The following is a 22,903-nucleotide window of genomic DNA, read 5'->3' on the forward strand; positions in this document are numbered from 1 at the left end:
GGCGAACCCCAGCGTTAGTAACGGATCTTCGGATCGATAACGGCGTACAGCACGTCAACAATCGCGTTAAACAGAATGGTCAATGCGCCAACCAGAATGGTCAGACTAAGGACCAGCGAGTAGTCGCGGTTCAGCGCGCCGTTTACGAACAGTTGACCGATTCCCGGCAGGCCATAAATGGTTTCGATAACCATTGAGCCGGTAATAATGCCGACAAATGCGGGCCCCATATAGGAAAGCACCGGCAGCAGCGCGGGCTTTAATGCGTGGCGCAGAATAATGCGGCGCATCGGTAAGCCTTTTGCCCGGGCGGTACGAATGAAGTTAGAGTGGAGAACTTCGATCATAGAGCCACGGGTAATACGCGCGATACTGGCGATATAGGCCAACGACAGGGCGACCATCGGCAAAATCATATATTGCAGCGCCCCGCCATTCCATCCGCCGCCCGGCAGCCAGTGCAGGGTGATAGCAAATATCATGACCAGTAACGGCGCGACCACGAAACTCGGTATCACGACCCCGGTCATTGCCACCCCCATCACGGCAAAATCCCATTTTGTATTTTGCTTCAAAGCCGCAATAACCCCGGCGCTCACGCCAAGCAAAACCGCCAGAAAAAACGCGGCGAAGCCTAATTTGGCTGATACCGGAAAGCTGGAAGCGACCAGATCGTTAACCGAGTAATCTTTATATTTAAAGGAAGGACCGAAATCACCGTGCGCCAGTTGCTTCAGGTAATTGAAGTACTGAGTCATGATGGGGTCGTTTAAATGGTATTTTGCTTCAATATTCGCCATGACTTCCGGCGGCAGCGTACGTTCACCGGTAAAAGGGCTTCCCGGGGCAAGACGCATCATGAAGAAAGAGATAGTAATAAGAATAAATAGCGTCGGAATCGCTTCCAGACAGCGACGAAAGATGAATTTTAACATTGCCCGTACCTTCTGGCGTGTGCCTTTAATAGTGCGATGAAATAAGACACCGTGAGGCAAGCGTTAACGCCCGCCCCACGTATTGCCATTAGTGCTTCACAATGTACATATTTCTTGTATAGGTATTATCCAGCGGATCTTTGCCGGTATAGCCCCCTACCCACGGTTTAACCAAACGGGCGTTGACGTAATAGAAGACCGGTACGATGACGGAGTCTTTATCCAGCTGCTGCTCAGATTGTGCATAGAGGTCCGCGCGTTTCCCTTCGTCGCTGGTTTTCAGCGTTTCAGCGATAATCTTGTCGAAAGCCGGGCTCTTATAGTGTGATGTGTTGTTTGAGCTGTCGCTCAGCATCGTATTGAGGAAGGAGGTCGGTTCGTTATAGTCCGCACACCAGCCGGCGCGCGCAATATCAAAGGTGCCCTGATGGCGGTTATCGAGGAAGGTTTTCCATTCCTGGTTTTCCAGCTTCACGTTTACGCCGAGGTTTTTCTTCCAGATGGACGCCACTGCGATAGCCAGTTTTTTGTGTAAATCGGAAGTGTTATACAGCAGATTGAAGGTCAGCGGCTTATCAGCGCTATAGCCAGCTTCGGCCAGCAATTTTTTTGCTTCTTCATTGCGTTTTTCCTGCGACCATTTAAACCACTCAGGCTCAATGAGCTTCATGCCATCGGTATAAGGCGGCGTGTAGCTATAGGCTGGTAGGTCGCCCTGGTTTTTCACTTTATTAACAATAATGTCGCGATCCAGCGCCATCTTCAGGGCCGTACGCACGCGAACGTCGGTAAACGGGGCTTTCTGGTTATTGATTTCGTAATAATAAGTACACAGATACGGATCGACGTGAACTTCCTTCGGGATCTCTTTTTTCAGTTTCTGGAACAGCTCGATCGGCATGTTGTTATAGGTCATATCGATTTCACCGCTGCGGTAGCGGTTAACGTCGGTGACTTCTGAAGAAATCGGCAGGAAGGTGACCTGATTAATCACGGTTTTGGCGTTATCCCAGTAGTTGGTATTACGCTCCAGAACAATGCGTTCGTTAACAACCCAATCTTTTAATTTATACGCGCCATTGCTGACGATATTGGCCGGCTGGGTCCATTTGTCACCGAATTTCTCAATGGCGGATTTAGGTACCGGCGAAACAGATGGGTGAACGAGCAGTTTGTAGAAGTACGGCACCGGTTCGCTAAGGGTCACTTCAAAGGTATGATCGTCAAGCGCTTTTACGCCCAGATCGGTCGCCGGTTTTTTCCCGGCGATAATGTCGTCAATATTGGCTAAATGACCATACTGCAGATAGCTTGCATAAGGAGAAGCGGTTTTCGGATCCGCCAGGCGCTGCCAGCTATAAACGAAATCTTGTGCCGTAACCGGCGTGCCGTCGGACCACTTTGCATCTTTACGTAGATGGAAGGTCCAGACTTTAAAATCTTTGTTGTCCCATTTTTCCGCAACACCCGCGACCGGGTGGCCGTCGAGGTCGCTTACCAGCAGCCCTTCAAACAAATCGCGGTTAATATTGGACTCCGGCACGCCTTCAATTTTATGCGGATCGAGGGACTGAACTTCGGAGCCGTTGTTACGTACCAGCGTTTGTTTGTCCGCCAGCTGTACCCCTGCCGGTACATCTGCCGCAACGGCGGCATTGATGGTCATTAACGCAGAGAGTACTCCTGCGGCTACCAGGCTTTTTTTAGTGATGATGGTCATGTGTTTGTTACTCCAATCATTATAATTACTGGTTATTTAACCAGCCTGTTTTCTCTTTTCTGGATTCTGAACAGTGCAGGAGTTTATGCTGCTGTCAGAGAGTACTGCTTGCTATCACCGACTTATTTATTACGGCCGCTCAAACGGCAGCCTTGACGTCGATTCTTCCCCCCTGTCCGGAGGCAATTTTAGTCCCGAGGGGCTATATAATAAAAATTCTCATTTGCGTAAGTATTCCGCCAAAGATCACGCCGGAAAGTACCAAAACGCTTTATTGTCCGCCAATGCAATTTGCAAATATGTTACCGAATTCTCTTTTGTGGCCTGCTGGCCGCGGAGTTTTATTCCCCTCTTCCCACGGCATAGTTCATTAATCCTATTACTATCAAAGAATTGTGATAAATATCTCACGCTATGCGTCATCCCGCGCCAAATAGCTTCTTTTTTGTACGAAAATTTAACAATTGCTTATTATTTAGCACATTCATCTGCTTCATCGGGAAAATTACTAATATCATTTCGATTATCAGACGGCAAGCACCAGAGAATGATGTGAGGAAAATAACAGTGATTAATGTAGGTAGAAAGCGGCGAGCGTGACGAAATGGATTACTAACAAATTGATAAATAACGATAATATTAAAGGATTAGAAAAGCGTATTGCAGGCCGGCAAATCACTTTTTTTAATATGTTTTGCTAATAATGAGCAAACGCGGAACAGATTGTCCCGCGAGTCGGACGCAGGTTAATTCACGAGGCCAGGAAAGAGCGCCTTAATACCGGTAACGATGAACTCGATCCCCAGCGCCATCAGCAGCAGCCCCATGATACGGGTAATGACGTTAATGCCGGTTTGGCCAAGCAAGCGAACCAGCCAGGGAGCCATACGGAAAATCCCCCAGCAGCACAGCGCAAAAAGAGCAATCGCGACTGAAAATCCCACAAAATGAGCGATGCTATGGTAGCGGGTTCCCCAGACAATGGTTGAGCTGATGGCGCCGGGTCCCGCCATCAGAGGCAGCGCCAGCGGAACAACGCCAATACTTTCACGGATGGCCGTTTCTGATTTTTCTTGCTTGTTCTGTTTATCCTCCCCAAGCTTGCCGCTGATCATCGACATGGCAATGGTGACGACCAGGATTCCGCCAGCAATACGGAATGAATCGATGGAAATCCCGAAGACCTGGAGAATCGCGTCGCCTAAAAATAGCGACGTGAGTAGGATAATGGCCACCGACAGGTTGGCTGTCAGGTTGGTTTTGTTACGCACCGCCGCCGTCTGGTAGCTGGTCATGCTAATAAAGACCGGGATGATGCCTACCGGGTTGACCAGCGCAAATAATCCAATAAAAAACTTAAAGTAAGCTGAAAAATCAAACATCGACTGAATCACAGGGTGCTCCGCAGCATCATTAAAAATGGCTGTTGATAGTTACCAGCATAAAATATTCGCGAGAAGATACGCTGTTTGATGGCATAATTCATCTCTACTGACGCATAAGCTCATAATTACGCTCGGATGTTACTTATTTGTTTCCGCAATGCTATTTAATCCTTTAATTAGCATACCTAATCATTACACTTGATCAAACAGGTCAAAAAACGACCTGCTGAAAGGTATCAGCTTGGCTGATTATTGATTTAGATCACATAAATTGTACCCAGAAGTGAGTAACCTTATTTACACCCAGCGAGGAGGCAAAACAGCGGTACCTGAACGAATAGAGCAAAGCTTTTTTAGTCAATCGGTGAAGTCAGAAGCACAAAATTCTTTACGTTAACATTTACATGCAAGCCGTTAACACAATGTCTATACTGTCGAATCGAGCTACTGATTGACTAAAAAAGTTTAACATTATCAGGAGAGCATTATGGCTGTTACTAATGTCGCTGAACTTAACGCACTCGTAGAGCGCGTAAAAAAAGCCCAGCGTGAATATGCCAGTTTCACTCAAGAACAAGTCGACAAAATCTTCCGCGCCGCCGCTCTGGCCGCTGCTGATGCTCGAATCCCTCTCGCTAAGATGGCCGTTGCCGAATCCGGCATGGGTATCGTCGAAGATAAAGTGATCAAAAACCACTTTGCTTCTGAATACATCTATAACGCCTATAAAGATGAAAAGACCTGCGGTGTCCTGTCTGAAGATGACACCTTCGGTACTATCACCATCGCTGAACCGATTGGTATTATCTGCGGCATCGTTCCAACCACTAACCCGACTTCAACCGCGATCTTTAAATCTCTGATCAGCCTGAAGACGCGTAACGCCATCATCTTCTCTCCGCATCCGCGTGCTAAAGATGCAACCAACAAAGCAGCTGACATCGTCCTGCAGGCTGCGATCGCTGCCGGCGCGCCGAAAGATCTGATTGGTTGGATTGATCAGCCTTCCGTTGAACTGTCGAACGCGCTGATGCACCACCCGGATATCAACCTGATCCTCGCGACCGGCGGTCCAGGCATGGTTAAAGCGGCGTACAGCTCCGGTAAACCTGCCATCGGCGTTGGCGCGGGTAACACCCCGGTTGTCATCGACGAAACGGCTGATATCAAGCGTGCTGTCGCTTCCGTACTGATGTCAAAAACCTTCGATAACGGCGTGATTTGTGCTTCTGAGCAGTCTGTTGTGGTTGTTGATTCCGTATACGATGCCGTTCGCGAACGTTTCTCCAGCCACGGCGGCTACCTGCTGCAGGGCCAGGAACTGAAGGCTGTGCAGAACATCATCCTGAAAAACGGCGCGCTGAACGCCGCGATCGTTGGTCAACCAGCCTATAAAATCGCTGAGCTGGCTGGCTTCACCGTCCCTGTTTCCACCAAAATTCTGATTGGTGAAGTCACCGACGTTGATGAAAGCGAACCGTTTGCCCACGAAAAACTGTCTCCGACGCTGGCGATGTATCGTGCGAAGAATTTCGAAGACGCAGTTGATAAAGCTGAAAAACTGGTGGCAATGGGCGGCATCGGCCACACCTCCTGCCTGTATACCGACCAGGACAACCAGCCAGAACGCGTTGCTTACTTCGGCCAGTTGATGAAAACCGCGCGTATTCTGATCAACACCCCGGCTTCTCAGGGTGGTATCGGTGACCTGTATAACTTCAAACTCGCACCTTCCCTGACTCTGGGTTGTGGTTCATGGGGTGGTAACTCCATCTCGGAAAACGTTGGTCCTAAGCACCTGATCAACAAGAAAACCGTTGCTAAGCGAGCTGAAAACATGTTGTGGCACAAACTTCCGAAATCTATCTACTTCCGTCGTGGCTCACTGCCAATCGCGCTGGATGAAGTGATTACTGATGGTCACAAACGCGCGCTGATCGTGACCGACCGCTTCCTGTTCAACAACGGCTATGCGGACCAGATCACTTCTGTGCTGAAAGCCGCTGGCGTAGAAACTGAAGTTTTCTTTGAAGTTGAAGCTGACCCGACCCTGACCATCGTACGTAAAGGCGCTGAGCTGGCCAACTCCTTCAAACCAGACGTGATTATCGCGCTGGGCGGCGGCTCCCCGATGGATGCGGCGAAAATTATGTGGGTCATGTATGAACATCCGGAAACCCACTTCGAAGAACTGGCGCTGCGCTTTATGGATATCCGTAAACGTATCTACAAGTTCCCGAAAATGGGCGTCAAAGCGAAGATGGTAGCGATCACTACGACTTCCGGCACCGGTTCTGAAGTTACGCCGTTCGCCGTGGTTACCGATGACACAACCGGTCAGAAATACCCGCTGGCAGACTACGCGCTGACTCCGGACATGGCGATTGTTGACGCCAACCTGGTTATGGAAATGCCGAAGTCACTGTGTGCTTTCGGTGGTCTGGATGCGGTGACGCATGCCCTGGAAGCTTACGTTTCCGTACTGGCTTCCGAGTTCTCTGACGGCCAGGCTCTGCAGGCGCTTAAGCTGCTGAAAGAAAACCTGCCGGCATCCTACCATGAAGGGTCTAAAAACCCGGTAGCGCGTGAGCGTGTTCACAGTGCTGCGACCATCGCCGGTATTGCGTTTGCGAACGCCTTCCTGGGCGTATGTCACTCAATGGCGCACAAACTGGGCTCTCAGTTCCACATTCCTCACGGTCTGGCGAACGCCCTGTTGATCAGCAACGTAATTCGTTATAACGCTAACGACAACCCGACCAAACAGACGGCTTTCAGCCAGTACGACCGTCCGCAGGCTCGTCGTCGCTACGCTGAAATCGCTGACCATCTGGGTCTGACTGCTCCGGGCGACCGTACCGCAGCGAAAATCGAAAAACTGCTTGGTTGGTTGGACGAAATTAAAGCTGAACTGGGTATTCCTAAGTCTATCCGCGAAGCTGGCGTACAGGAAGCTGACTTCCTGGCCCACGTTGATAAGCTGTCTGAAGACGCTTTTGACGACCAGTGCACCGGCGCTAACCCGCGCTACCCGCTGATCGCCGAGCTGAAACAGATTCTGCTGGATACCTTCTACGGACGTAACTACGTAGAGGGCGGCGTGGAAGAGAAAAAAGAAGCCGCGCCGGCTAAAGCTGAGAAGAAAGCGAAAAAATCCGCTTAATCCAACAGCTGTAAAATCAGTGTCGCAAAGCCCCATCTTTTGATGGGGCTTTTTTTATCCGTCTTGCAGCAGCCGCCAAATCGCCTCAGACAACCGAAACGTATAATCCAGGCAGCTAAGCTTAGTGATGGAAAAAAGGCGCTGTAAAAGCGCCTGAGAGGGTTTAGCGGGGGAGAATTAGCAAATGTGCTGCTTGTTCTGTACAGCGGTCAGAGAACCTTCGCTTAGCGCCTCTTTATAATGCTTACGGCATACCGAGACATAACGTTCATTACCGCCAATCACGACCTGTTCCCCTTCATTGTACGGCCGCCCTTCCTGATCGAGGCGCAAAACCATACTCGCCTTACGGCCGCAGAAACAGATAGTTTTTAATTCAACCAGCTTATCGGACCACGCCAACAAATATTGGCTGCCCGTAAAAAGTTCGCCGCGAAAATCTGTTCGCAACCCATAACACAACACCGGAATATCGAGCTGGTCCACCACCTCAGACAGGTCACGTACCTGCTCACGGGTCAGGAACTGGCTCTCATCAACTAATACGCAGTGAATCGGCTGACGCTCATGTTCGGCCGCAATGTCTGCAAATAACGCCGTCTGGGTATTATACAACCGCGCTGGCGATGAGAGGCCAATCCTTGAACTCACTTTCCCCGACCCAAAGCGGTCATCAATCTCCGCGGTATAAACCAGCGTGCGCATCCCTCGCTCCTGGTAATTGTATGAAGACTGCAACAGAGCGGTAGACTTGCCTGCATTCATTGCTGAATAGTAGAAATAAAGTTGTGCCATCGGCCGCGTAACCCCAATCAATGTGTTTTTTCGCCGTAAAATTGTATCATATATTCACACACTATCAGCCCTCGCCGTGTGGGTATTGCCGGCCATGTTCAGTGTGTGGATACCCGAAAGATTAAGCCTTTTAATTGAATGGAAATGCCTGTTATTCGTACGACCCAAGCGGCCACGCTGACGTCACTATTGCCCTTTTGTGCTTATCGGGCATTTTCTGATAGCTATAACCGCTGTGGACAAGTGTTTTATATTAAACATCATCGCCGCTGCTGCGCTAATACCCACAAAGATATTTATCCACACACAGTATAATTTTTCCCACCGCGCATAGGAAAAATCATACTATCTCAGGGTTTTAGCTAATGCCTTCCGCCACCCTATAAGCAAAAAAGATGTGAACCCGCACATAAAATTTAAGTTAAATGAATTAATTCCCGAGACAAATAACAAGTTATTTTGACTTCCTTACATTCTCCCCTATTGCACATCTGAATTTATCGCTCTATTATTAGTCCAACAAACCACCCCACAATATAAGTTTGAGATTACTACAATGAGCGAAGCACTTAAAATTTTGAACAACATCCGTACTCTTCGTGCGCAGGCAAGAGAATGCACCCTTGAAACGCTCGAAGAAATGCTGGAAAAATTAGAAGTTGTCGTTAACGAACGTCGTGAAGAAGAAAGCGCTGCGGCTGCGGAAATTGAAGAACGCACTCGTAAACTGCAGCAATACCGTGAAATGCTGATTGCAGACGGTATTGATCCTAATGAACTGCTGAGCACCATGGCTGCAGTTAAAGCAGGAACGAAAACCAAGCGCGCTGCACGTCCGGCTAAATACAGCTACGTTGACGAGAATGGCGAAACTAAAACCTGGACTGGTCAGGGCCGTACTCCGGCAGTGATCAAGAAAGCGATGGACGAGCAAGGTAAATCTCTGGACGATTTCCTACTGTAATAAGCTATCGTATCCGTTTAAAAATCCCGCTTCGGCGGGATTTTTTTTATCCGTTATTCGAGATCGGTCCCGGTCGGGCATAAAAAAACCGGGAAACGAATCTCGCTCCCGGTTTCGCATTCTGTCGCGAACGATTACTTCGCTACGGCTTTTTCCAGCCAGGCTTTAAATTCTTCGCCCAGCGACTTGTGGCGTACGCCATATTCAACAAAAGCCTGCATATAGCCAAGTTTATTACCGCAGTCGTGGCTCTTGCCTTTCATATGATAGGCTTCTACCGTTTCTTTTTCGATCAGCATATCGATGGCATCGGTCAGCTGAATCTCATCCCCGGCTCCCGGAGGCGTTTTTGCCAGAAGCGGCCAAATATCCGCGCTCAGCACGTAGCGACCGACAACCGCCAGATTAGATGGCGCCACGTCCGCTTTCGGTTTCTCAACGACACCAACCATCGGCACGCTCTCACCCGGCTGCAGAGCCAGGCCCTTGCAATCGACAACGCCGTACGCGGTAACGTCAGCAACCGGTTCAACCATGATCTGGCTTGCGCCGGTCTCATCAAAACGAGCCATCATTTCGGCCAGGTTGTCGCGAGACAGATCGGATTCATATTCATCAAGAATAACGTCCGGTAAAATAACCGCAACCGGCTCATCGCCCACAACCGGGTGCGCGCAAAGCACAGCGTGCCCCAAACCTTTAGCCAGCCCCTGACGGACCTGCATAATAGTCACGTGCGGCGGACAAATAGATTGTACTTCCTCCAGCAGCTGGCGTTTTACACGTTTTTCCAGCATCGCTTCCAGTTCAAAACTGGTATCGAAATGGTTTTCGATAGAGTTTTTCGAAGAGTGCGTAACCAGAACAATTTCAGTAATCCCGGCGGCAATACATTCGTTAACAACATATTGAATTAATGGCTTATCTACCAGCGGCAGCATTTCTTTCGGAATAGCCTTAGTAGCGGGCAACATCCTGGTGCCTAATCCCGCAACCGGGATGACAGCTTTTCTTACTTTTGAATTAAGCGCAGCCATTGAAATCTCCTGGACTGTTCGTTTTTTAAACTTCTCGTTAATAATATGGTATCGAGTATATCAGCCTGCTCAGTCAAACCTGTTCCGAAAAGGATTAGATATCTTCGAATTAGGAATTTTACGCATTAAACCCGGCGATAGTACCACCACAAAAGATCGCGTGGTAATCCCGCGAGCCTAAAAATAAGTACAATTGTTCACTCCGTAGTCAACATCAGGCGTAAACGTCCACCAGCCCCCCAAATTTGGCACTGCCATGATGCGCAGCGTTGACTAATTTGGTTGAGATATGCATTACCTAATGTTCCCAACGGAACGCCATTACTAATCTGAATTTGGTGCTCTCCCGTATTCAGCGTGCCATTCAAACCCGCAGAGACTAAAATTAAATTTTTCAAGCCACTGTGGTAATACCCTACCAATAATGGAAACTGCCCCGGCAGATTAGCCTGCCGCAGCAATTGGTTAACCTGTTTTAGCAGGCTTCCCATCTCCGGCAAACGCTGCCCCTGATGGGCAAGCTGCTCCTGCAGCAACCCATTGAACAGCGCGCGCAGCAATAAGGCCGCCAGGACCCCATTATCGCCTGCTCGTGTGACATCCAGACAATAAAACGCCAGATCGTTTTCTGATAGCGGCGCAATATCGAGTACTAATCCAGGCTTATCGACGGAGACAAGCTGCCGATAGTGAATCCGGCAACGCGACATCTCCTGTTGCACCGGCGGCTGGAGCTCCTGAAGCAGCCTTGACGCTGCGGTAGGATCGCTAACCAACGCATCCCAGTCCTCAAACAGGCGCTCTTCTTCTTCAACACGTGAATTAAACATATTGGGATAGAGGCAGGCATAAACGGTTTCTCGCAGGCGATCGAAATCTTTTACCGGTTTTAGCAGAATATCCTGAACGCCCAGACGCAACGCTTTGGCGATGTCCGCCATGTTTTCCGTCGCTGAAATCATCAGAATCGGCAACTGCTCGCCCTGGTTACGCACATGTTCTACCAGCTGCAGACCGTTCATTCGCGGCATTGAGATATCGCAAATCATCAAATCGGGTTTTGACTCGGCCATTTTTTGCAGTGCATCCAAACCATCTTCAGCCTGGACGATGGTCGCGCCAAGTGAAGCCAACCAGGCGTGCATAAGAGAGCGGAAAACGGGTTCGTCTTCAACTATCAGAATCTGTTTTCCCGCCAATGGCTGCGTCATGATCTCTCCCCTGACTGACGATAATATAATAGTGGCATGATATTCACGCTACCGCCTGTCAGAATTTACTTAAGTATGCATCAAATGTGCTACACGGAGGTTCGCACTAAAGGTAATAGTTCATCCATTTTCTTTTCCACTGCCAGATGCCCGGCGGCGATAGCTTCGCCAGCCCGATGGAAATCAAGCGTGGAGATTTGCGGGCAAAAGGGCTGAATCAGAATATCAGGCGGGTCGCCCGCCATGCGGTTTCGCTTGAGGCGATTCTCCAGAACCTGAATAGACGTCGACATAATTTCCATCGCCGTTGGCGCTCTCGTCACCCGTCGTGAAGTCATACGCGCCAGGCGAGAGCGCAACCGTGAATGCCACGAGAAATCTTCTTCGCTCTCCGGACGTGGTACCTCCATGGATAGCAAATCCTGCTGCATCAGATGCGCATCGTGCTGCAAATCAACGGCAATGACGATATCTGCGCCCATTGCGCGGGCCAGCGATACTGGCACAGGATTGACCACCGCGCCATCCACCAGCCAGTAGCCATTATGCATCACCGGCGCCATCAGGCCGGGCATACTGCAGGACGCGCGGATCGCCAGATGCAGATCCCCTTCCGTAAACCACAGTTCACGACCGGTGCTTAAATTCGTGGTGACCGCCGCAAACCGGCGCTCGCAGCGCTCAATCTCGCTGACGGGCATCAGCTTACGGTATTGGCTAAATACGCGCTCACCCCGCAACAGGCCGCCCCGCTGCCACGAGAGATCCATTAATTTCAGGACGTCCCAGTTGCTGAAAGAGCATACCCATTTCTCCAGCTCCGGAAGCCGGTTGCAGGCGTACGCCGCCCCTACCAGTGAGCCAATGGAGCACCCAGCGATAACATCAACATCGATACCCGCCCGCTGTAATGCATTAATCACGCCGATATGAGACCATCCGCGAGCGGCGCCAGCCCCTAGCGCCAGTCCAATTTTAAGCTTTCTCATTAGTGCCGAAACATATCCTTCCACTCCGGGCATGGCATCATCGCCATACCTCAGTTAACATAATGCGTTTTGGCGGCGTAGCGCCGTCTCTCTTTTTCCCATGGAGGCCGTTTTGTCGCCATTATGCCCCTGTGGCAGCGCTCTGGAGTATAGCTCATGTTGTCAGCGTTATCTGGCTGGCGCGCAGCTGGCGCCCGATCCGTCACAGCTGATGCGCTCCCGCTATAGCGCGTTTGTTATGAAAGACGCCGACTATCTGATTAAAACCTGGCATCCCTCCTGCCAGGCGCAGCAGTTTCGCGCTGACCTTGAGAACGGTTTTACCCGCACGCAGTGGCATGGTCTCACCGTCTTTGCCGCCGATAAAGGCAAGAACCCCGATGAAGGCTTCGTCAGCTTTATCGCTCGTTACGCTGACGATAACCGTTCCGGGGCCATTATTGAACGATCCCGATTCTTAAAAGAAAACGGACAGTGGTATTATATTGACGGCACGCGACCGCTAATCGGTCGTAACGATCCCTGCCCCTGCGGTTCAGGTAAAAAATTTAAAAAATGCTGCGATCGGTAAGCCAGCAGCAGAAATAGCAAACACTACAGGATTTTCCCCGCGATGCATTCACAACAACGTAAAGTACTACGCACTATTTGCCCTGATCAGAAAGGCCTCATCGCGCGTATCACTAATATCTGCTATAAGCACGAACTGAATATCGTGCAGAATAATGAGTTTGTTGACCACCGAACCGGCCGCTTCTTTATGCGAACCGAGCTCGAGGGTATTTTCAATGATTCTATTCTACTGGCTGATCTCGACAGCGCGCTGCCGGAAGGTTCAATTCGTGAGCTCAACCCGGCAGGACGCCGCCGGGTCGTCATTCTGGTCACCAAAGAAGCGCACTGCCTCGGCGATCTGCTGATGAAAGCCAACTATGGCGGCCTGGATGTAGAAATCGCCGCGGTTATCGGCAATCACGAAACGCTGCGCTCGCTTGTAGAACGTTTTGATATCCCTTTCCAGCTGGTGAGCCATGAGGGATTAACTCGCGAAGAGCATGATAAACAGATGGGAGATGCTATCGCCGCCCTTGAGCCGGATTACGTCGTGCTGGCGAAATACATGCGGGTATTGACCCCCGAGTTTGTCTCTCGTTTCCCGAATAAAATCATTAATATCCACCACTCATTCCTGCCTGCTTTTATCGGCGCGCGTCCGTATCACCAGGCCTATGACCGCGGGGTGAAGATCATTGGCGCCACCGCGCACTACGTGAACGATAATCTGGATGAAGGTCCAATCATTATGCAGGATGTCATTCACGTCGATCATACCTACACCGCGGAAGATATGATGCGCGCAGGACGCGACGTCGAGAAAAACGTTCTGAGTCGCGCGCTGTATCAGGTTCTTGCTCAGCGGGTATTTGTTTACGGTAACCGGACGATTATTCTTTAATCGATAATGAAATTAGCTGGTTAGCTTTGCGTCTTTACGCATAAAAATCAGGCAACCAGTTTATTTTTATCAAAGGAATACTTTACAGTGGCGCGTCATTTGATATGATGCGCCCCGCTTCCAGCAGGAAGCAGGCCAGTAAATAGCATTACCCCGTGGTGGGGTTCCCGAGCGGCCAAAGGGAGCAGACTGTAAATCTGCCGTCATCGACTTCGAAGGTTCGAATCCTTCCCCCACCACCATTCTTTACCATGTTGTTGTGGTAATACCGATGAACGTAAACGATGTTTGCACTGATCGGGAAGGGTGAGAATCTTCGACCAAGGTTCGAGTCGAGCGAAAGCGAGACAACGTTGCCGCAGGCAACGGCCCGAAGGGTGAGGAGCGAAGCGACGAATAATCCTTCCCCCCGCCATCTCTCAGCTTTACTTCAAAATTTGAATTACCCCTGGTGGGGTTCCCGAGCGGCCAAAGGGAGCAGACTGTAAATCTGCCGTCATCGACTTCGAAGGTTCGAATCCTTCCCCCACCACCATCACTTGCATATCGTTTTGAATACCCCCTTCGCTCATTGCCCCATATTCATCCCATGCGGGAAGGATGAGAAGCTTCGACTAAGGTTCGATTCGAGCGAAGCGAGAAAGCGTTGCCGCAGGCAACGACCCGAAGGGCGAGGCGCAACGCGCCGAGTAATCCTTCCCCCACCACCATCACTTGCATATCGTTTTGAATACCCCCTCCGCTCACTGACCCATATTCATCCCATGCGGGAAGGATGAGAAGCTTCGACTAAGGTTCGATTCGAGCGAAGCGAGAAAGCGTTGCCGCAGGCAACGACCCGAAGGGCGAGGCGCAACGCGCCGAGTAATCCTTCCCCCCACCCTCACTTCTTCTGTAGCTCAATTATCCCTGAAAAATACGTTGCCACCCGTTGTGCCGTTGCCTTGTCGTAGGCCGGGTAAGGCGCAGCCGCCACCCGGCGATGCACGGCTACATCGGCGGCAGCCGGCGCTTAACCGGCGAACTCTTCACGATAGAGGTATTGCACTGGGCATGCTCCGCCAGGCCGTCGAGCAGCGTATCCAACTGCTCTATCGACCGCACCACCAGCCTGATGACAAAGCAATCTTCGCCGGTCACTTTGTCGCTTTCAATGCACTCCGGCATCGCCTGAATATACTTATCCACTTTATGTAACAACCCAGGCAACGGCCGTACGCGCACCAGCGCCTGCAGCGTATAGCCTAACGCCGCAAGATTCACCCGCGCGCCATATCCCTGAATCACCCCGCGCTCCTCAAGCCTTTTCAGACGCTCCGCCGTACTGGGCGATGTCAGGCCAATGCGGCCGCTCAGCACCTTCAGCGATACGCGCGCATCCTCCACCAGACAGGCTAAAATTTGTCGGTCGATATCATCAATAAGGTTATCCATCATTTTCACCTAATTTTAAAAAGCTATTTACGCTTTCACCCTTATATCACCCCTGTAAAAGCCGACAACAATTTTCGACAATAGCGTCATTAATCAGGAGGTGGATGATGCGTGATTTACATAAAGGCGTCTGGCAAATGATTCTGGCAATGCTAATTTCCGGATCGATTGGCGCGTTTGTTTTACTTTCCGGCCTGCCGGTGACGGAAGTCGTGTTCTGGCGCTGTCTTATCGGGGCTATTGCGCTGTTTATTTTTATTCGGATGAGTCGAAAACCGTTTAGCCCTCTCACCCGCATTACGCTGCTGCTGGCTATCCTCGGCGGCATAGCTTTAGTGGTGAACTGGCTGCTGCTCTTCGCAGCCTATGAACGGATCTCTATTGGTCTTTCTACCGTGGTGTATAACACCCAGCCGTTTATGCTGGTATTGATGGGGATGCTTTTCGGTGAGCGCGTCAGCCTGGTAAAATGGGGGTGGCTGTTCCTCGCCTTTGGCGGCGTGGTCATTTTGCTCTCCACCGAGTTAACCGGCGCACGTGGCGCCGACTGGCTCGCCGGTATCGGCCTGGCGCTGGCCGCGGCCTTCTTCTACGCGCTCACGGCGCTAATTACCCGCAAGCTCAAATCCCTCGCGCCGCAGCATATCGCCTTTATTCAGGTGCTCACCGGCGTGGTGATGCTTTTACCGCTGGCGCATATGCCGTCGCTCACGCCTCCCTTCCCTTGGGTGATGCTATTCACGCTGGGAATCGTGCATACCGGCGTGATGTATCAACTGCTGTACAGCGCGATACAGAAGCTTCCCACCCCTATTATCGGCTCGCTGTCATTTATCTATCCCGTCGTGGCGATCGTTGTCGATAACCGGGTATTTGGCCATTCGCTAAACCTGGTACAGTTGTTCGGCGGCGCGCTGATCCTGTTGGCCGCGGCAGGCAACAATCTGGGCTGGGGCGAAAAAAAACCCCGCCAATGCGGGGTTGGTATCAAAACAGCGAATTAGCGACGGGCGCGAACAATCTGGTATTTGCGCGTCAGGTACTCGACCGGCGCGCTCCAGATATGCACCAGACGGGAGAACGGGAACAGCACAAACAATGTCATCCCCAAGACCAGGTGCACGCGGAAAATAAACGCCACGCCGTCCAGATGCTGTGAAGCGCCGCCGTGGAAGGTCACCACCGACTGCGCCCAGCCCACCAGTTTCATCATTTCGCTACCGTCCATATGCTGAGCGGAGAACGGAATGGTCAGCAGGCCGAGGGCACACTGCACCATCAGCAAGGAGAGGATCAAAATATCCGCTCCGGTAGTGGTGGCGCGAACGCGCGGGCTCAGCAGACGGCGTTTCAGCAGCAGTAGCCCTCCCACCAGCGTCATTACGCCGCAGGCGCCGCCCGCAATCATCGCCATCTTCTGCTTCACGTCGATCGGCAGGAAGGATTCGTACATCCAGTGCGGCGTCAGCATACCGAGAAAGTGGCCGGCAAAGATCCCCAGAATCCCAATATGAAACAGGTTCGAAGCCAGATTCATCCCTTTACGGTCCAGCATCTGGCTGGAGGCCGCGCGCCAGGTGTACTGCCCATAGTCGTAGCGCAGCCAGCTGCCGACGAGGAACACCGTCCCGGCGATGTACGGATAAATGTCAAAGAAGAACATATTAAGGAAGTGCATTATTGCTGTCCTCCGTTAGAGATATTCAAATATTGCGGGGCAACGGCTCCGGCAAAACGACGCTGGTGAGCGGAGATCTCCGAATCATCGCAGCCCCGATCGGCAAAGAATTTCACCTGTTCTTCTTCCCAGACGGCGTCCAGCGCCTGCGGCGTATCGTCGCGAGCTTCATCGGCGATTTTTTCCGCCACTTTCCGGCTATCAACCTGCGCGTTAGCCAGCTTGAGCAGCAGCTCAAACAGCGCCGCGTAGCCGCTCTCGCGCTGCTGCAGGCGAGCGCTGAGCAGGCCGAGTATCGGCGCGATATCCTGCAATCCACCGCGCGCTTCCGCTTCCGGCAACTGCGCCAGATACTCCAGATACAGCGGGAGATGATCCGGCAGTTCGCGGCTGTCCAGCTGCAGACCGTGGCGCTCGTACTGCGCCATCAGGTCGACCATCGCCTGGCCGCGATCGCGGGATTCGCCGTGCACGTGCTCAAACAGCAGCAGCGAGGTCGCGCGGCCGCGATCGAACAGTTCGCTGTAGCGAGACTGCGCGTCCAGTACATCCTGGGCCGTGAGGTCGCGCAGGAAAACGCTCAGCTTATGGGCATCCTCCGGCGCCAGTTTTTCCGAAGCGGCGATAGCGTCAAACAGCTCCTGCTGATGCTGCCATAAGGCAGCGTCAGGGTACTCGAGAAGACGCGACACAATGACGAGTTCAATCATGGGTGCGGCTCCGTTTTGCTGGTGACGTCGATAGCATCGATACGGCGGCTGTTGAACAGATTGAACTGGCTGTCAGAACCGTGGCAGCCGTCGCCGAAGGTAAAACCGCAACCGCTTTTCTCCGGGAAGGCGTCGCGGGCCTGCTCGCGGTGGCTGCTCGGCACCACGAAACGGTCTTCGTAGTTAGCGATAGCCAGATAGCGATACATCTCCTGCGCCTGGGCTTCGGTAAGTCCAACCTCTTCCAGCGCCCGAGTATCCACGACACCGTCCACGGTTTCCGCGCGCTTGAAGTGGCGCATCGCCAGCATGCGTTTCAGCGCCAGCAGCACCGGCTGGGTATCGCCCGCGGTCAGCAGGTTGGCCAGATACTGAACCGGAATACGCAGGCTTTCCACGTCAGGCAGAATACCGTTGCTGCCCAGTTCCCCCGCGTCGGCGGCCGACTGAATCGGCGACAGCGGCGGCACGTACCAGACCATCGGCAGCGTGCGATATTCCGGATGCAGCGGCAGCGCCAGCTTCCAGTCCATCGCCATTTTGTACACCGGCGACTGCTGGGCGGCTTCGATAACCCCCTGCGGCACGCCGTCCTTCAGCGCCTGCTCAATCACTTTCGGGTCGTTCGGGTTGAGGAACACGTCCAGCTGGCGCTGATAGAGATCCTTCTCATTCTCCGCGCTGGCGGCATTTTCAATGGCGTCCGCGTCGTACAGCAGCACGCCGAGGTAGCGAATACGCCCCACGCAGGTTTCCGAGCAAACGGTCGGCATCCCGGATTCGATACGCGGGTAGCAGAAGATGCACTTCTCCGATTTCCCGCTCTTCCAGTTGAAGTAGATTTTCTTGTACGGACAGCCGGTGATGCACATGCGCCAGCCGCGGCACTTGTCCTGGTCGATCAGCACGATGCCGTCTTCTTCACGTTTATAGATCGCGCCGCTCGGGCAGGTCGCGACGCACGCCGGGTTCAGGCAGTGCTCGCACAGGCGCGGCAGATACATCATAAAAGTGTTTTCGAACTGGCCGTACATCGCCTTCTGCATGTTTTCGAAGTTCTGGTCTTTGGCGCGTTTTTCAAATTCGCCGCCCAGAATCTCTTCCCAGTTCGGGCCGCTGGTGATTTTATTCATCCGTTGGCCGGTGATCAGCGAGCGCGGGCGGGCGATCGGCTGATGTTTGCCCTCCGGCGCGTTGTGCAGGTTCTGGTAGTCGTAGTCAAACGGCTCGTAGTAGTCGTCGATGCCCGGCAGATGCGGGTTAGCAAAGATTTTACCCAGCAGCATCGCGCGGTTGCCCATCCGCGGCTGCAGCTTGCCGTTGATCTTACGGATCCAGCCGCCCTTCCACTTCTCCTGGTTTTCCCAGTCGGTCGGGAAGCCGGTGCCCGGCTTGCTTTCCACGTTGTTGAACCAGGCGTATTCCATACCTTCACGGCTGGTCCAGACGTTTTTACAGGTGACCGAGCAGGTATGACAGCCGATGCACTTATCGAGATTCAGCACCATGCCGACTTGTGAACGAATTTTCATTTTACGCTCTCCTGTACCTGGTCGTTACCTTCGCCATCTAACCAGTTAATATTCTTCATCTTACGTACCACCACGAACTCATCGCGGTTAGACCCTACCGTGCCGTAGTAGTTAAAACCGTAAGCCAGCTGCGCATAGCCGCCAATCATATGGGTCGGTTTCGGCGTAATACGGGTCACGGAGTTATGAATCCCGCCGCGCTGCTCGGTGATCTCGGAACCCGGCAGGTTTACGATACGTTCCTGGGCGTGATACATCATGGTCATCCCGGCCGGCACGCGCTGGCTGACGACCGCGCGGGCGGTCAGCGCGCCGTTGCTGTTGAACACTTCGATCCAGTCGTTATCCTCAATCCCCAGGTCTTTAGCATCCGCTTCGCTCATCCACACAATCGGGCCGCCGCGGGACAGCGTCAGCATCAGCAGATTGTCGCTGTAGGTGGAGTGGATACCCCACTTCTGGTGCGGCGTCAGGAAGTTCAGCGCTTTTTCCGGGTTGCCGTTGGATTTCGCGCCCATTACCGCCTTCACCGAACGAGTGTCGATTGGCGGACGATAGACCAGCAGGCTTTCGCCGAAATCGCGCATCCACTGGTGATCCTGATACAGCTGCTGGCGGCCGGAAAGCGTGCGCCACGGGATCAGCTCATGAACGTTGGTGTAGCCAGCGTTGTAGGAAACGTGCTCATCTTCGAGTCCGGACCAGGTCGGGCTGGAGATAATTTTACGCGGCTGGGCCTGAATATCGCGGAAGCGAATTTTCTCTTCCTCTTTATTCTTCGCCAGATGCGTATGGTCGCGACCGGTAAACTCGCTGAGCGCCGCCCAGGCTTTCACCGCGACGTGGCCGTTGGTTTCCGGCGCCAGGGTCAGGACCATCTCTGCCGCATCAATTGCCGTATTGAGACAAGGCTGACCTTTCGCCGGACCGTCCGCTTTGGTGTAGTTGAGCTTACGCAGCAGATCCATCTCGCTCTGGGTGTTCCAGGCGATGCCTTTACCGCCGTTACCAATTTTCTCCATCAGCGGGCCAATAGAGGTAAAGCGTTCGTATGTCGCCGGATAATCGCGTTCGACGGTCAGAATATGCGGCGCGGTTTTCCCCGGAATCAGATCGCATTCGCCCTTTTTCCAGTCCTTAACGTCCAGCGGCTGCGCCAGTTCGGCGGCGGAATCGTGCTGGATGGGCAGCGTGACCACGTCGGTCTCTTTGCCCAGGTGCCCTACGCAGACTTCAGAGAATTTCTTCGCGATGTCCTTGTAGATATCCCAGTCGCTTTTCGATTCCCAGGCGGGATCGACGGCGGCAGACAGCGGATGAATAAATGGATGCATATCCGAGGTATTCATGTCGTCTTTTTCATACCAGGTGGCGGTCGGCAGCACGATGTCGGAGTACAGGCAGGTGCTCGACAGACGGAAGTCGAGGGTCACCACCAGATCCAGCTTGCCGTCGAGACCGTTATCTTTCCACTCCACCTCTTCCGGCTTCACGCCGCCCTGCTTGCCGAGATCTTTGCCCTGAATACCATTTTCCGTACCCAGCAGGTACTTGAGCATGTATTCGTGGCCTTTACCGGAAGAGCCCAGCAGGTTAGAACGCCAGATAAACAGGTTGCGCGGATGGTTTTTACCGTTTTCCGGTTGCTCAGCGGCAAAGCGAATGGAGCCCTCTTTCAGCGATTTGACGGTGTAATCAACCGGCGTCATGCCCGCTTTTTTCGCCTCTTGCGCAATGCGCAGCGGGTTGGTGCCCAACTGCGGCGCCGACGGCAGCCAGCCCATACGTTCAGCGCGCACGTTGAAGTCAATCAGGTGGCCACTGTAGCGGGATTTATCCGCTAACGGCGACAGCAGCTCCTGCGCGGTGACGGTTTCATAGCGCCACTGGCTGGAGTGGTTATAAAAGTACGATGTGCTGTTCATATGACGCGCCGGACGCTGCCAGTCGAGGGCAAACGCCAGCGGCTGCCAGCCGGTCTGCGGACGCAGTTTTTCCTGGCCCACGTAGTGCGCCCAGCCGCCACCGCTCTGACCGACGCAGCCGCAGAAGATCAGCATATTGATAAGACCGCGATAGTTCATATCGAGGTGGAACCAATGGTTCAGACCGGCGCCGACGATGATCATCGAACGGCCGTGGGTCTTATCGGCGTTATCGGCAAACTCACGCGCGGTACGGATAATGTGCGCCCGGGAAACGCCGGTGATTTTCTCCGCCCATGCCGGGGTATACGCTTTCACGTCATCATAGCTGCTGGCGCAGTTTTCATCGCCCAGACCGCGATCCAGACCGTAGTTGGCCATGGTCAGATCGTATACGGTGGCGACCAGCACGCTAGAGCCGTCGGCTTTTTGCAGGCGTTTGACCGGCAGTTTGTGCAGCAGCACGTTTTCCAGCTCGACTTTATTAAAGTGCTCGGTACCTTCGCCGCCAAAATACGGGAAGCCGACGTTGGCGATATCGTCATGGCTACCCAGCAGGCTCAGGCACAGCTCAAGGTCTTCGCCGGTTTTACCGTCGCGCTGTTCAAGGTTCCATTTGCCTTTATCGCCCCAGCGGAAGCCGATAGAACCGTTGGGTACGGTGATTTCGCCCTTCTCATCAAAAGCGACGGTTTTCCATTCCGGATTCTTTTCCTGACCTAGCGCATCGACCAGATCCGCCGCGCGCAGCATACGCCCCGCCGCGTAATAACCGTCGCGCTCTTCGAGCATCACCAGCATCGGCATATCGGTATAGCGGCGCACGTAATCGGTGAAATACTGGCTCGGTTTATCGAGATGGAATTCGCGCAGCATCACGTGGCCCATCGCCAACGCCATCGCCGCATCGGTACCCTGCTTCGGCGCCAGCCACAGATCGCAAAGCTTGGCGATTTCGGCGTAATCAGGGGTGATGGCAACGGTTTTGGTGCCTTTATAGCGCACTTCGGTAAAGAAGTGCGCGTCGGGAGTACGGGTCTGCGGAACGTTGGAACCCCAGGCGATGATGTAGCTGGAGTTGTACCAGTCGGCCGATTCCGGCACGTCGGTCTGCTCGCCCCAGGTCTGTGGAGAGGCAGGCGGCAGGTCGCAGTACCAGTCGTAGAAGCTCAGGCAGGTGCCGCCGATCAGCGACAGATAGCGCGCGCCGGAGGCATAGGAGACCATCGACATCGCCGGAATGGGCGAGAAGCCTGCCACGCGGTCCGGGCCGTAGGTTTTGACGGTATAGACGTTAGAGGCGGCAATCAGCTCGTTCACCTCTTTCCACGAGGAACGCACAAAGCCGCCGCGGCCGCGCGCCTGCTTAAAGCTTTTTGCTTTGTCGGCGTCTTCAATGATTGAGGCCCAGGCGTCAACCGGATCGCTGTGCTGCGCCTTCGCTTCACGCCACATCTTCATCAGGCGTTTGCGCATCAGCGGATACTTAAGGCGGTTGGCGCTGTAGAGGTACCAGGAGTAGCTGGCGCCGCGCGGGCAGCCGCGCGGCTCGTGGTTTGGCATATCCGGACGGGTGCGCGGATAGTCGGTCTGCTGGGTTTCCCAGGTGACGAGACCATTTTTGACATAAATCTTCCAGCTGCACGAGCCGGTGCAGTTGACGCCGTGGGTGGAGCGCACAACTTTATCGTGCTGCCAACGTTGACGGTATCCATCCTCCCAGTCCCGGTTGGTTTTTAGAAGCTGGCCGTGCCCATCGGCAAAGGTTTCACCCTTCTGTTTGAAGTAGCGAAACCGGTCCAGGAATTTACTCATCGGGTTTCTCCTGTGTGGAGCCTGACGGCTCTCTGATAAATCGACATTGCTGGATTTGCAGCGAAGGTAACGCTATGAAAGAGGGTGAGAATTGATAACGATCAAGAGCATAGGGCTTATGAACGCGAGGCAAAACGCTTATTACCACCAAAGT

17 protein-coding genes, 2 tRNA genes and 3 other RNA genes are annotated in these 22,903 nt (G+C 52.9%); 10 read left to right on the plus strand and 12 right to left on the minus strand.

What is annotated here, in order from left to right:
• Positions 1–14 precede the first annotated feature (14 nt).
• The 3 genes from oppB to IYV58_RS16170 all read right to left on the minus strand — a co-directional run bounded on the left by oppB (position 15) and on the right by IYV58_RS16170 (position 4,049).
• A complete protein-coding gene (gene oppB, locus IYV58_RS16160; protein WP_049112160.1) occupies positions 15–935 on the minus strand; it encodes an oligopeptide ABC transporter permease OppB in 921 nt (306 codons plus the stop codon).
• An 88-nt stretch (positions 936–1,023) separates the two neighbouring features.
• Entirely contained in the window at positions 1,024–2,655 is a 1,632-nt protein-coding gene (gene oppA / locus IYV58_RS16165) for an oligopeptide ABC transporter substrate-binding protein OppA (RefSeq protein ID WP_004134042.1), read from the minus strand.
• A gap of 746 nt (positions 2,656–3,401) precedes the next feature.
• Positions 3,402–4,049, minus strand: coding sequence for a YchE family NAAT transporter (locus IYV58_RS16170; protein ID WP_004121708.1), 648 nt, complete (start codon positions 4,047–4,049; stop codon positions 3,402–3,404).
• A 478-nt stretch (positions 4,050–4,527) separates the two neighbouring features.
• Here IYV58_RS16170 and adhE point away from each other — a divergent pair, with 478 nt between their 5' ends.
• Entirely contained in the window at positions 4,528–7,203 is a 2,676-nt protein-coding gene (adhE, locus tag IYV58_RS16175) for a bifunctional acetaldehyde-CoA/alcohol dehydrogenase (protein ID WP_004121712.1), read from the plus strand.
• Between the two features lie 177 nt (positions 7,204–7,380).
• On the opposite strand, the gene tdk is transcribed toward adhE, so the two are convergent.
• Positions 7,381–7,998, minus strand: a complete 618-nt coding sequence (gene tdk, locus IYV58_RS16180) for a thymidine kinase (RefSeq protein ID WP_049112157.1) — start codon at positions 7,996–7,998, stop codon at positions 7,381–7,383.
• 556 nt (positions 7,999–8,554) lie between these two features.
• Here tdk and hns point away from each other — a divergent pair.
• Positions 8,555–8,962 carry a histone-like nucleoid-structuring protein H-NS gene (hns, locus tag IYV58_RS16185; RefSeq protein WP_004121719.1) on the plus strand — a complete coding sequence of 136 codons (408 nt, stop codon included), beginning with the start codon at positions 8,555–8,557 and terminating at the stop codon, positions 8,960–8,962.
• 134 nt (positions 8,963–9,096) lie between these two features.
• Here the strand turns inward: hns and galU are convergent, their stop codons facing one another.
• The 3 genes from galU to rssA form a co-directional block, all read right to left on the minus strand.
• Positions 9,097–9,999 carry a UTP--glucose-1-phosphate uridylyltransferase GalU gene (gene galU, locus IYV58_RS16190; protein ID WP_004121722.1) on the minus strand — a complete coding sequence of 301 codons (903 nt, stop codon included), beginning with the start codon at positions 9,997–9,999 and terminating at the stop codon, positions 9,097–9,099.
• Positions 10,000–10,196: 197 nt separating this feature from the next.
• A complete protein-coding gene (gene rssB / locus IYV58_RS16195; protein WP_004121725.1) occupies positions 10,197–11,210 on the minus strand; it encodes a two-component system response regulator RssB in 1,014 nt (337 codons plus the stop codon).
• Positions 11,211–11,299: 89 nt separating this feature from the next.
• Positions 11,300–12,199: a patatin-like phospholipase RssA gene (gene rssA / locus IYV58_RS16200; RefSeq protein ID WP_195729138.1), complete on the minus strand. Its 900-nt coding sequence runs from the start codon at positions 12,197–12,199 to the stop codon at positions 11,300–11,302.
• 112 nt (positions 12,200–12,311) lie between these two features.
• Here rssA and IYV58_RS16205 point away from each other — a divergent pair, with 112 nt between their 5' ends.
• From IYV58_RS16205 to IYV58_RS16235, 7 genes are all read left to right on the plus strand, one after another.
• Positions 12,312–12,770, plus strand: coding sequence for a YchJ family protein (locus tag IYV58_RS16205; protein WP_004121730.1), 459 nt, complete (start codon positions 12,312–12,314; stop codon positions 12,768–12,770).
• A 42-nt stretch (positions 12,771–12,812) separates the two neighbouring features.
• Positions 12,813–13,655, plus strand: coding sequence for a formyltetrahydrofolate deformylase (purU, locus tag IYV58_RS16210; protein WP_004121732.1), 843 nt, complete (start codon positions 12,813–12,815; stop codon positions 13,653–13,655).
• A gap of 157 nt (positions 13,656–13,812) precedes the next feature.
• Positions 13,813–13,897: transfer RNA gene (locus tag IYV58_RS16215), tRNA-Tyr, on the plus strand.
• Positions 13,898–13,940: 43 nt separating this feature from the next.
• A non-coding RNA gene (locus tag IYV58_RS16220) (RtT sRNA) lies at positions 13,941–14,070 on the plus strand.
• Positions 14,071–14,105: 35 nt separating this feature from the next.
• Positions 14,106–14,190: transfer RNA gene (locus IYV58_RS16225), tRNA-Tyr, on the plus strand.
• Between the two features lie 44 nt (positions 14,191–14,234).
• Positions 14,235–14,365, plus strand: a non-coding RNA gene (locus IYV58_RS16230) — RtT sRNA.
• A gap of 44 nt (positions 14,366–14,409) precedes the next feature.
• Positions 14,410–14,540: non-coding RNA, RtT sRNA (locus tag IYV58_RS16235), on the plus strand.
• A 105-nt stretch (positions 14,541–14,645) separates the two neighbouring features.
• Here IYV58_RS16235 and IYV58_RS16240 read toward each other — a convergent pair.
• Positions 14,646–15,089 (minus strand): Lrp/AsnC family transcriptional regulator, encoded by a 444-nt coding sequence (locus IYV58_RS16240; protein ID WP_032721858.1) that lies wholly within the window; start codon positions 15,087–15,089, stop codon positions 14,646–14,648.
• Positions 15,090–15,196: 107 nt separating this feature from the next.
• Between IYV58_RS16240 and IYV58_RS16245 the strand changes: the two genes are divergently transcribed.
• Positions 15,197–16,093, plus strand: coding sequence for a DMT family transporter (locus IYV58_RS16245; protein ID WP_087828933.1), 897 nt, complete (start codon positions 15,197–15,199; stop codon positions 16,091–16,093).
• On the opposite strand, the gene narI is transcribed toward IYV58_RS16245, so the two are convergent.
• From narI to IYV58_RS16265, 4 genes are read right to left on the minus strand one after another with little or no spacing between them, the layout of a single operon-like run.
• On the minus strand, positions 16,090–16,767 hold the full coding sequence (gene narI, locus IYV58_RS16250; RefSeq protein WP_004121739.1) for a respiratory nitrate reductase subunit gamma: 678 nt from the start codon (positions 16,765–16,767) through the stop codon (positions 16,090–16,092). The two genes, IYV58_RS16245 and narI, sit on opposite strands and share 4 nt — an antisense overlap.
• Complete coding sequence (gene narJ, locus IYV58_RS16255) at positions 16,767–17,477, minus strand: nitrate reductase molybdenum cofactor assembly chaperone (RefSeq protein ID WP_004121742.1); 711 nt, start codon at positions 17,475–17,477, stop codon at positions 16,767–16,769. Before narJ ends, narI begins: the two co-directional genes overlap by 1 nt.
• A complete protein-coding gene (gene narH / locus IYV58_RS16260; RefSeq protein ID WP_087828934.1) occupies positions 17,474–19,009 on the minus strand; it encodes a nitrate reductase subunit beta in 1,536 nt (511 codons plus the stop codon). Before narH ends, narJ begins: the two co-directional genes overlap by 4 nt.
• Positions 19,006–22,749, minus strand: coding sequence for a nitrate reductase subunit alpha (locus IYV58_RS16265; RefSeq protein ID WP_004121749.1), 3,744 nt, complete (start codon positions 22,747–22,749; stop codon positions 19,006–19,008). The genes narH and IYV58_RS16265 overlap by 4 nt, the downstream gene beginning before the upstream one ends.
• Positions 22,750–22,903 lie beyond the last annotated feature (154 nt).

The sequence above is a fragment of the Klebsiella sp. BDA134-6 genome (genome assembly GCF_015601345.1).
GTDB classification, from domain to species: Bacteria; Pseudomonadota; Gammaproteobacteria; order Enterobacterales; family Enterobacteriaceae; genus Klebsiella; species Klebsiella grimontii.

What these genes read in the sequence shown, in the direction of transcription:
- oppB (WP_049112160.1), bottom strand. Translation starts at nt 935, where the DNA reads ATGTTAAAATTCATCTTTCGTCGCTGTCTGGAAGCGATTCCGACGCTA.
- oppA (WP_004134042.1), bottom strand. Translation starts at nt 2,655, where the DNA reads ATGACCATCATCACTAAAAAAAGCCTGGTAGCCGCAGGAGTACTCTCT.
- adhE (WP_004121712.1), top strand. Translation starts at nt 4,528, where the DNA reads ATGGCTGTTACTAATGTCGCTGAACTTAACGCACTCGTAGAGCGCGTA.
- tdk (WP_049112157.1), bottom strand. Translation starts at nt 7,998, where the DNA reads ATGGCACAACTTTATTTCTACTATTCAGCAATGAATGCAGGCAAGTCT.
- hns (WP_004121719.1), top strand. Translation starts at nt 8,555, where the DNA reads ATGAGCGAAGCACTTAAAATTTTGAACAACATCCGTACTCTTCGTGCG.
- galU (WP_004121722.1), bottom strand. Translation starts at nt 9,999, where the DNA reads ATGGCTGCGCTTAATTCAAAAGTAAGAAAAGCTGTCATCCCGGTTGCG.
- rssB (WP_004121725.1), bottom strand. Translation starts at nt 11,210, where the DNA reads ATGACGCAGCCATTGGCGGGAAAACAGATTCTGATAGTTGAAGACGAA.
- rssA (WP_195729138.1), bottom strand. Translation starts at nt 12,199, where the DNA reads ATGAGAAAGCTTAAAATTGGACTGGCGCTAGGGGCTGGCGCCGCTCGC.
- purU (WP_004121732.1), top strand. Translation starts at nt 12,813, where the DNA reads ATGCATTCACAACAACGTAAAGTACTACGCACTATTTGCCCTGATCAG.
- IYV58_RS16240 (WP_032721858.1), bottom strand. Translation starts at nt 15,089, where the DNA reads ATGGATAACCTTATTGATGATATCGACCGACAAATTTTAGCCTGTCTG.
- IYV58_RS16245 (WP_087828933.1), top strand. Translation starts at nt 15,197, where the DNA reads ATGCGTGATTTACATAAAGGCGTCTGGCAAATGATTCTGGCAATGCTA.
- narI (WP_004121739.1), bottom strand. Translation starts at nt 16,767, where the DNA reads ATGCACTTCCTTAATATGTTCTTCTTTGACATTTATCCGTACATCGCC.
- narJ (WP_004121742.1), bottom strand. Translation starts at nt 17,477, where the DNA reads ATGATTGAACTCGTCATTGTGTCGCGTCTTCTCGAGTACCCTGACGCT.
- narH (WP_087828934.1), bottom strand. Translation starts at nt 19,009, where the DNA reads ATGAAAATTCGTTCACAAGTCGGCATGGTGCTGAATCTCGATAAGTGC.
- IYV58_RS16265 (WP_004121749.1), bottom strand. Translation starts at nt 22,749, where the DNA reads ATGAGTAAATTCCTGGACCGGTTTCGCTACTTCAAACAGAAGGGTGAA.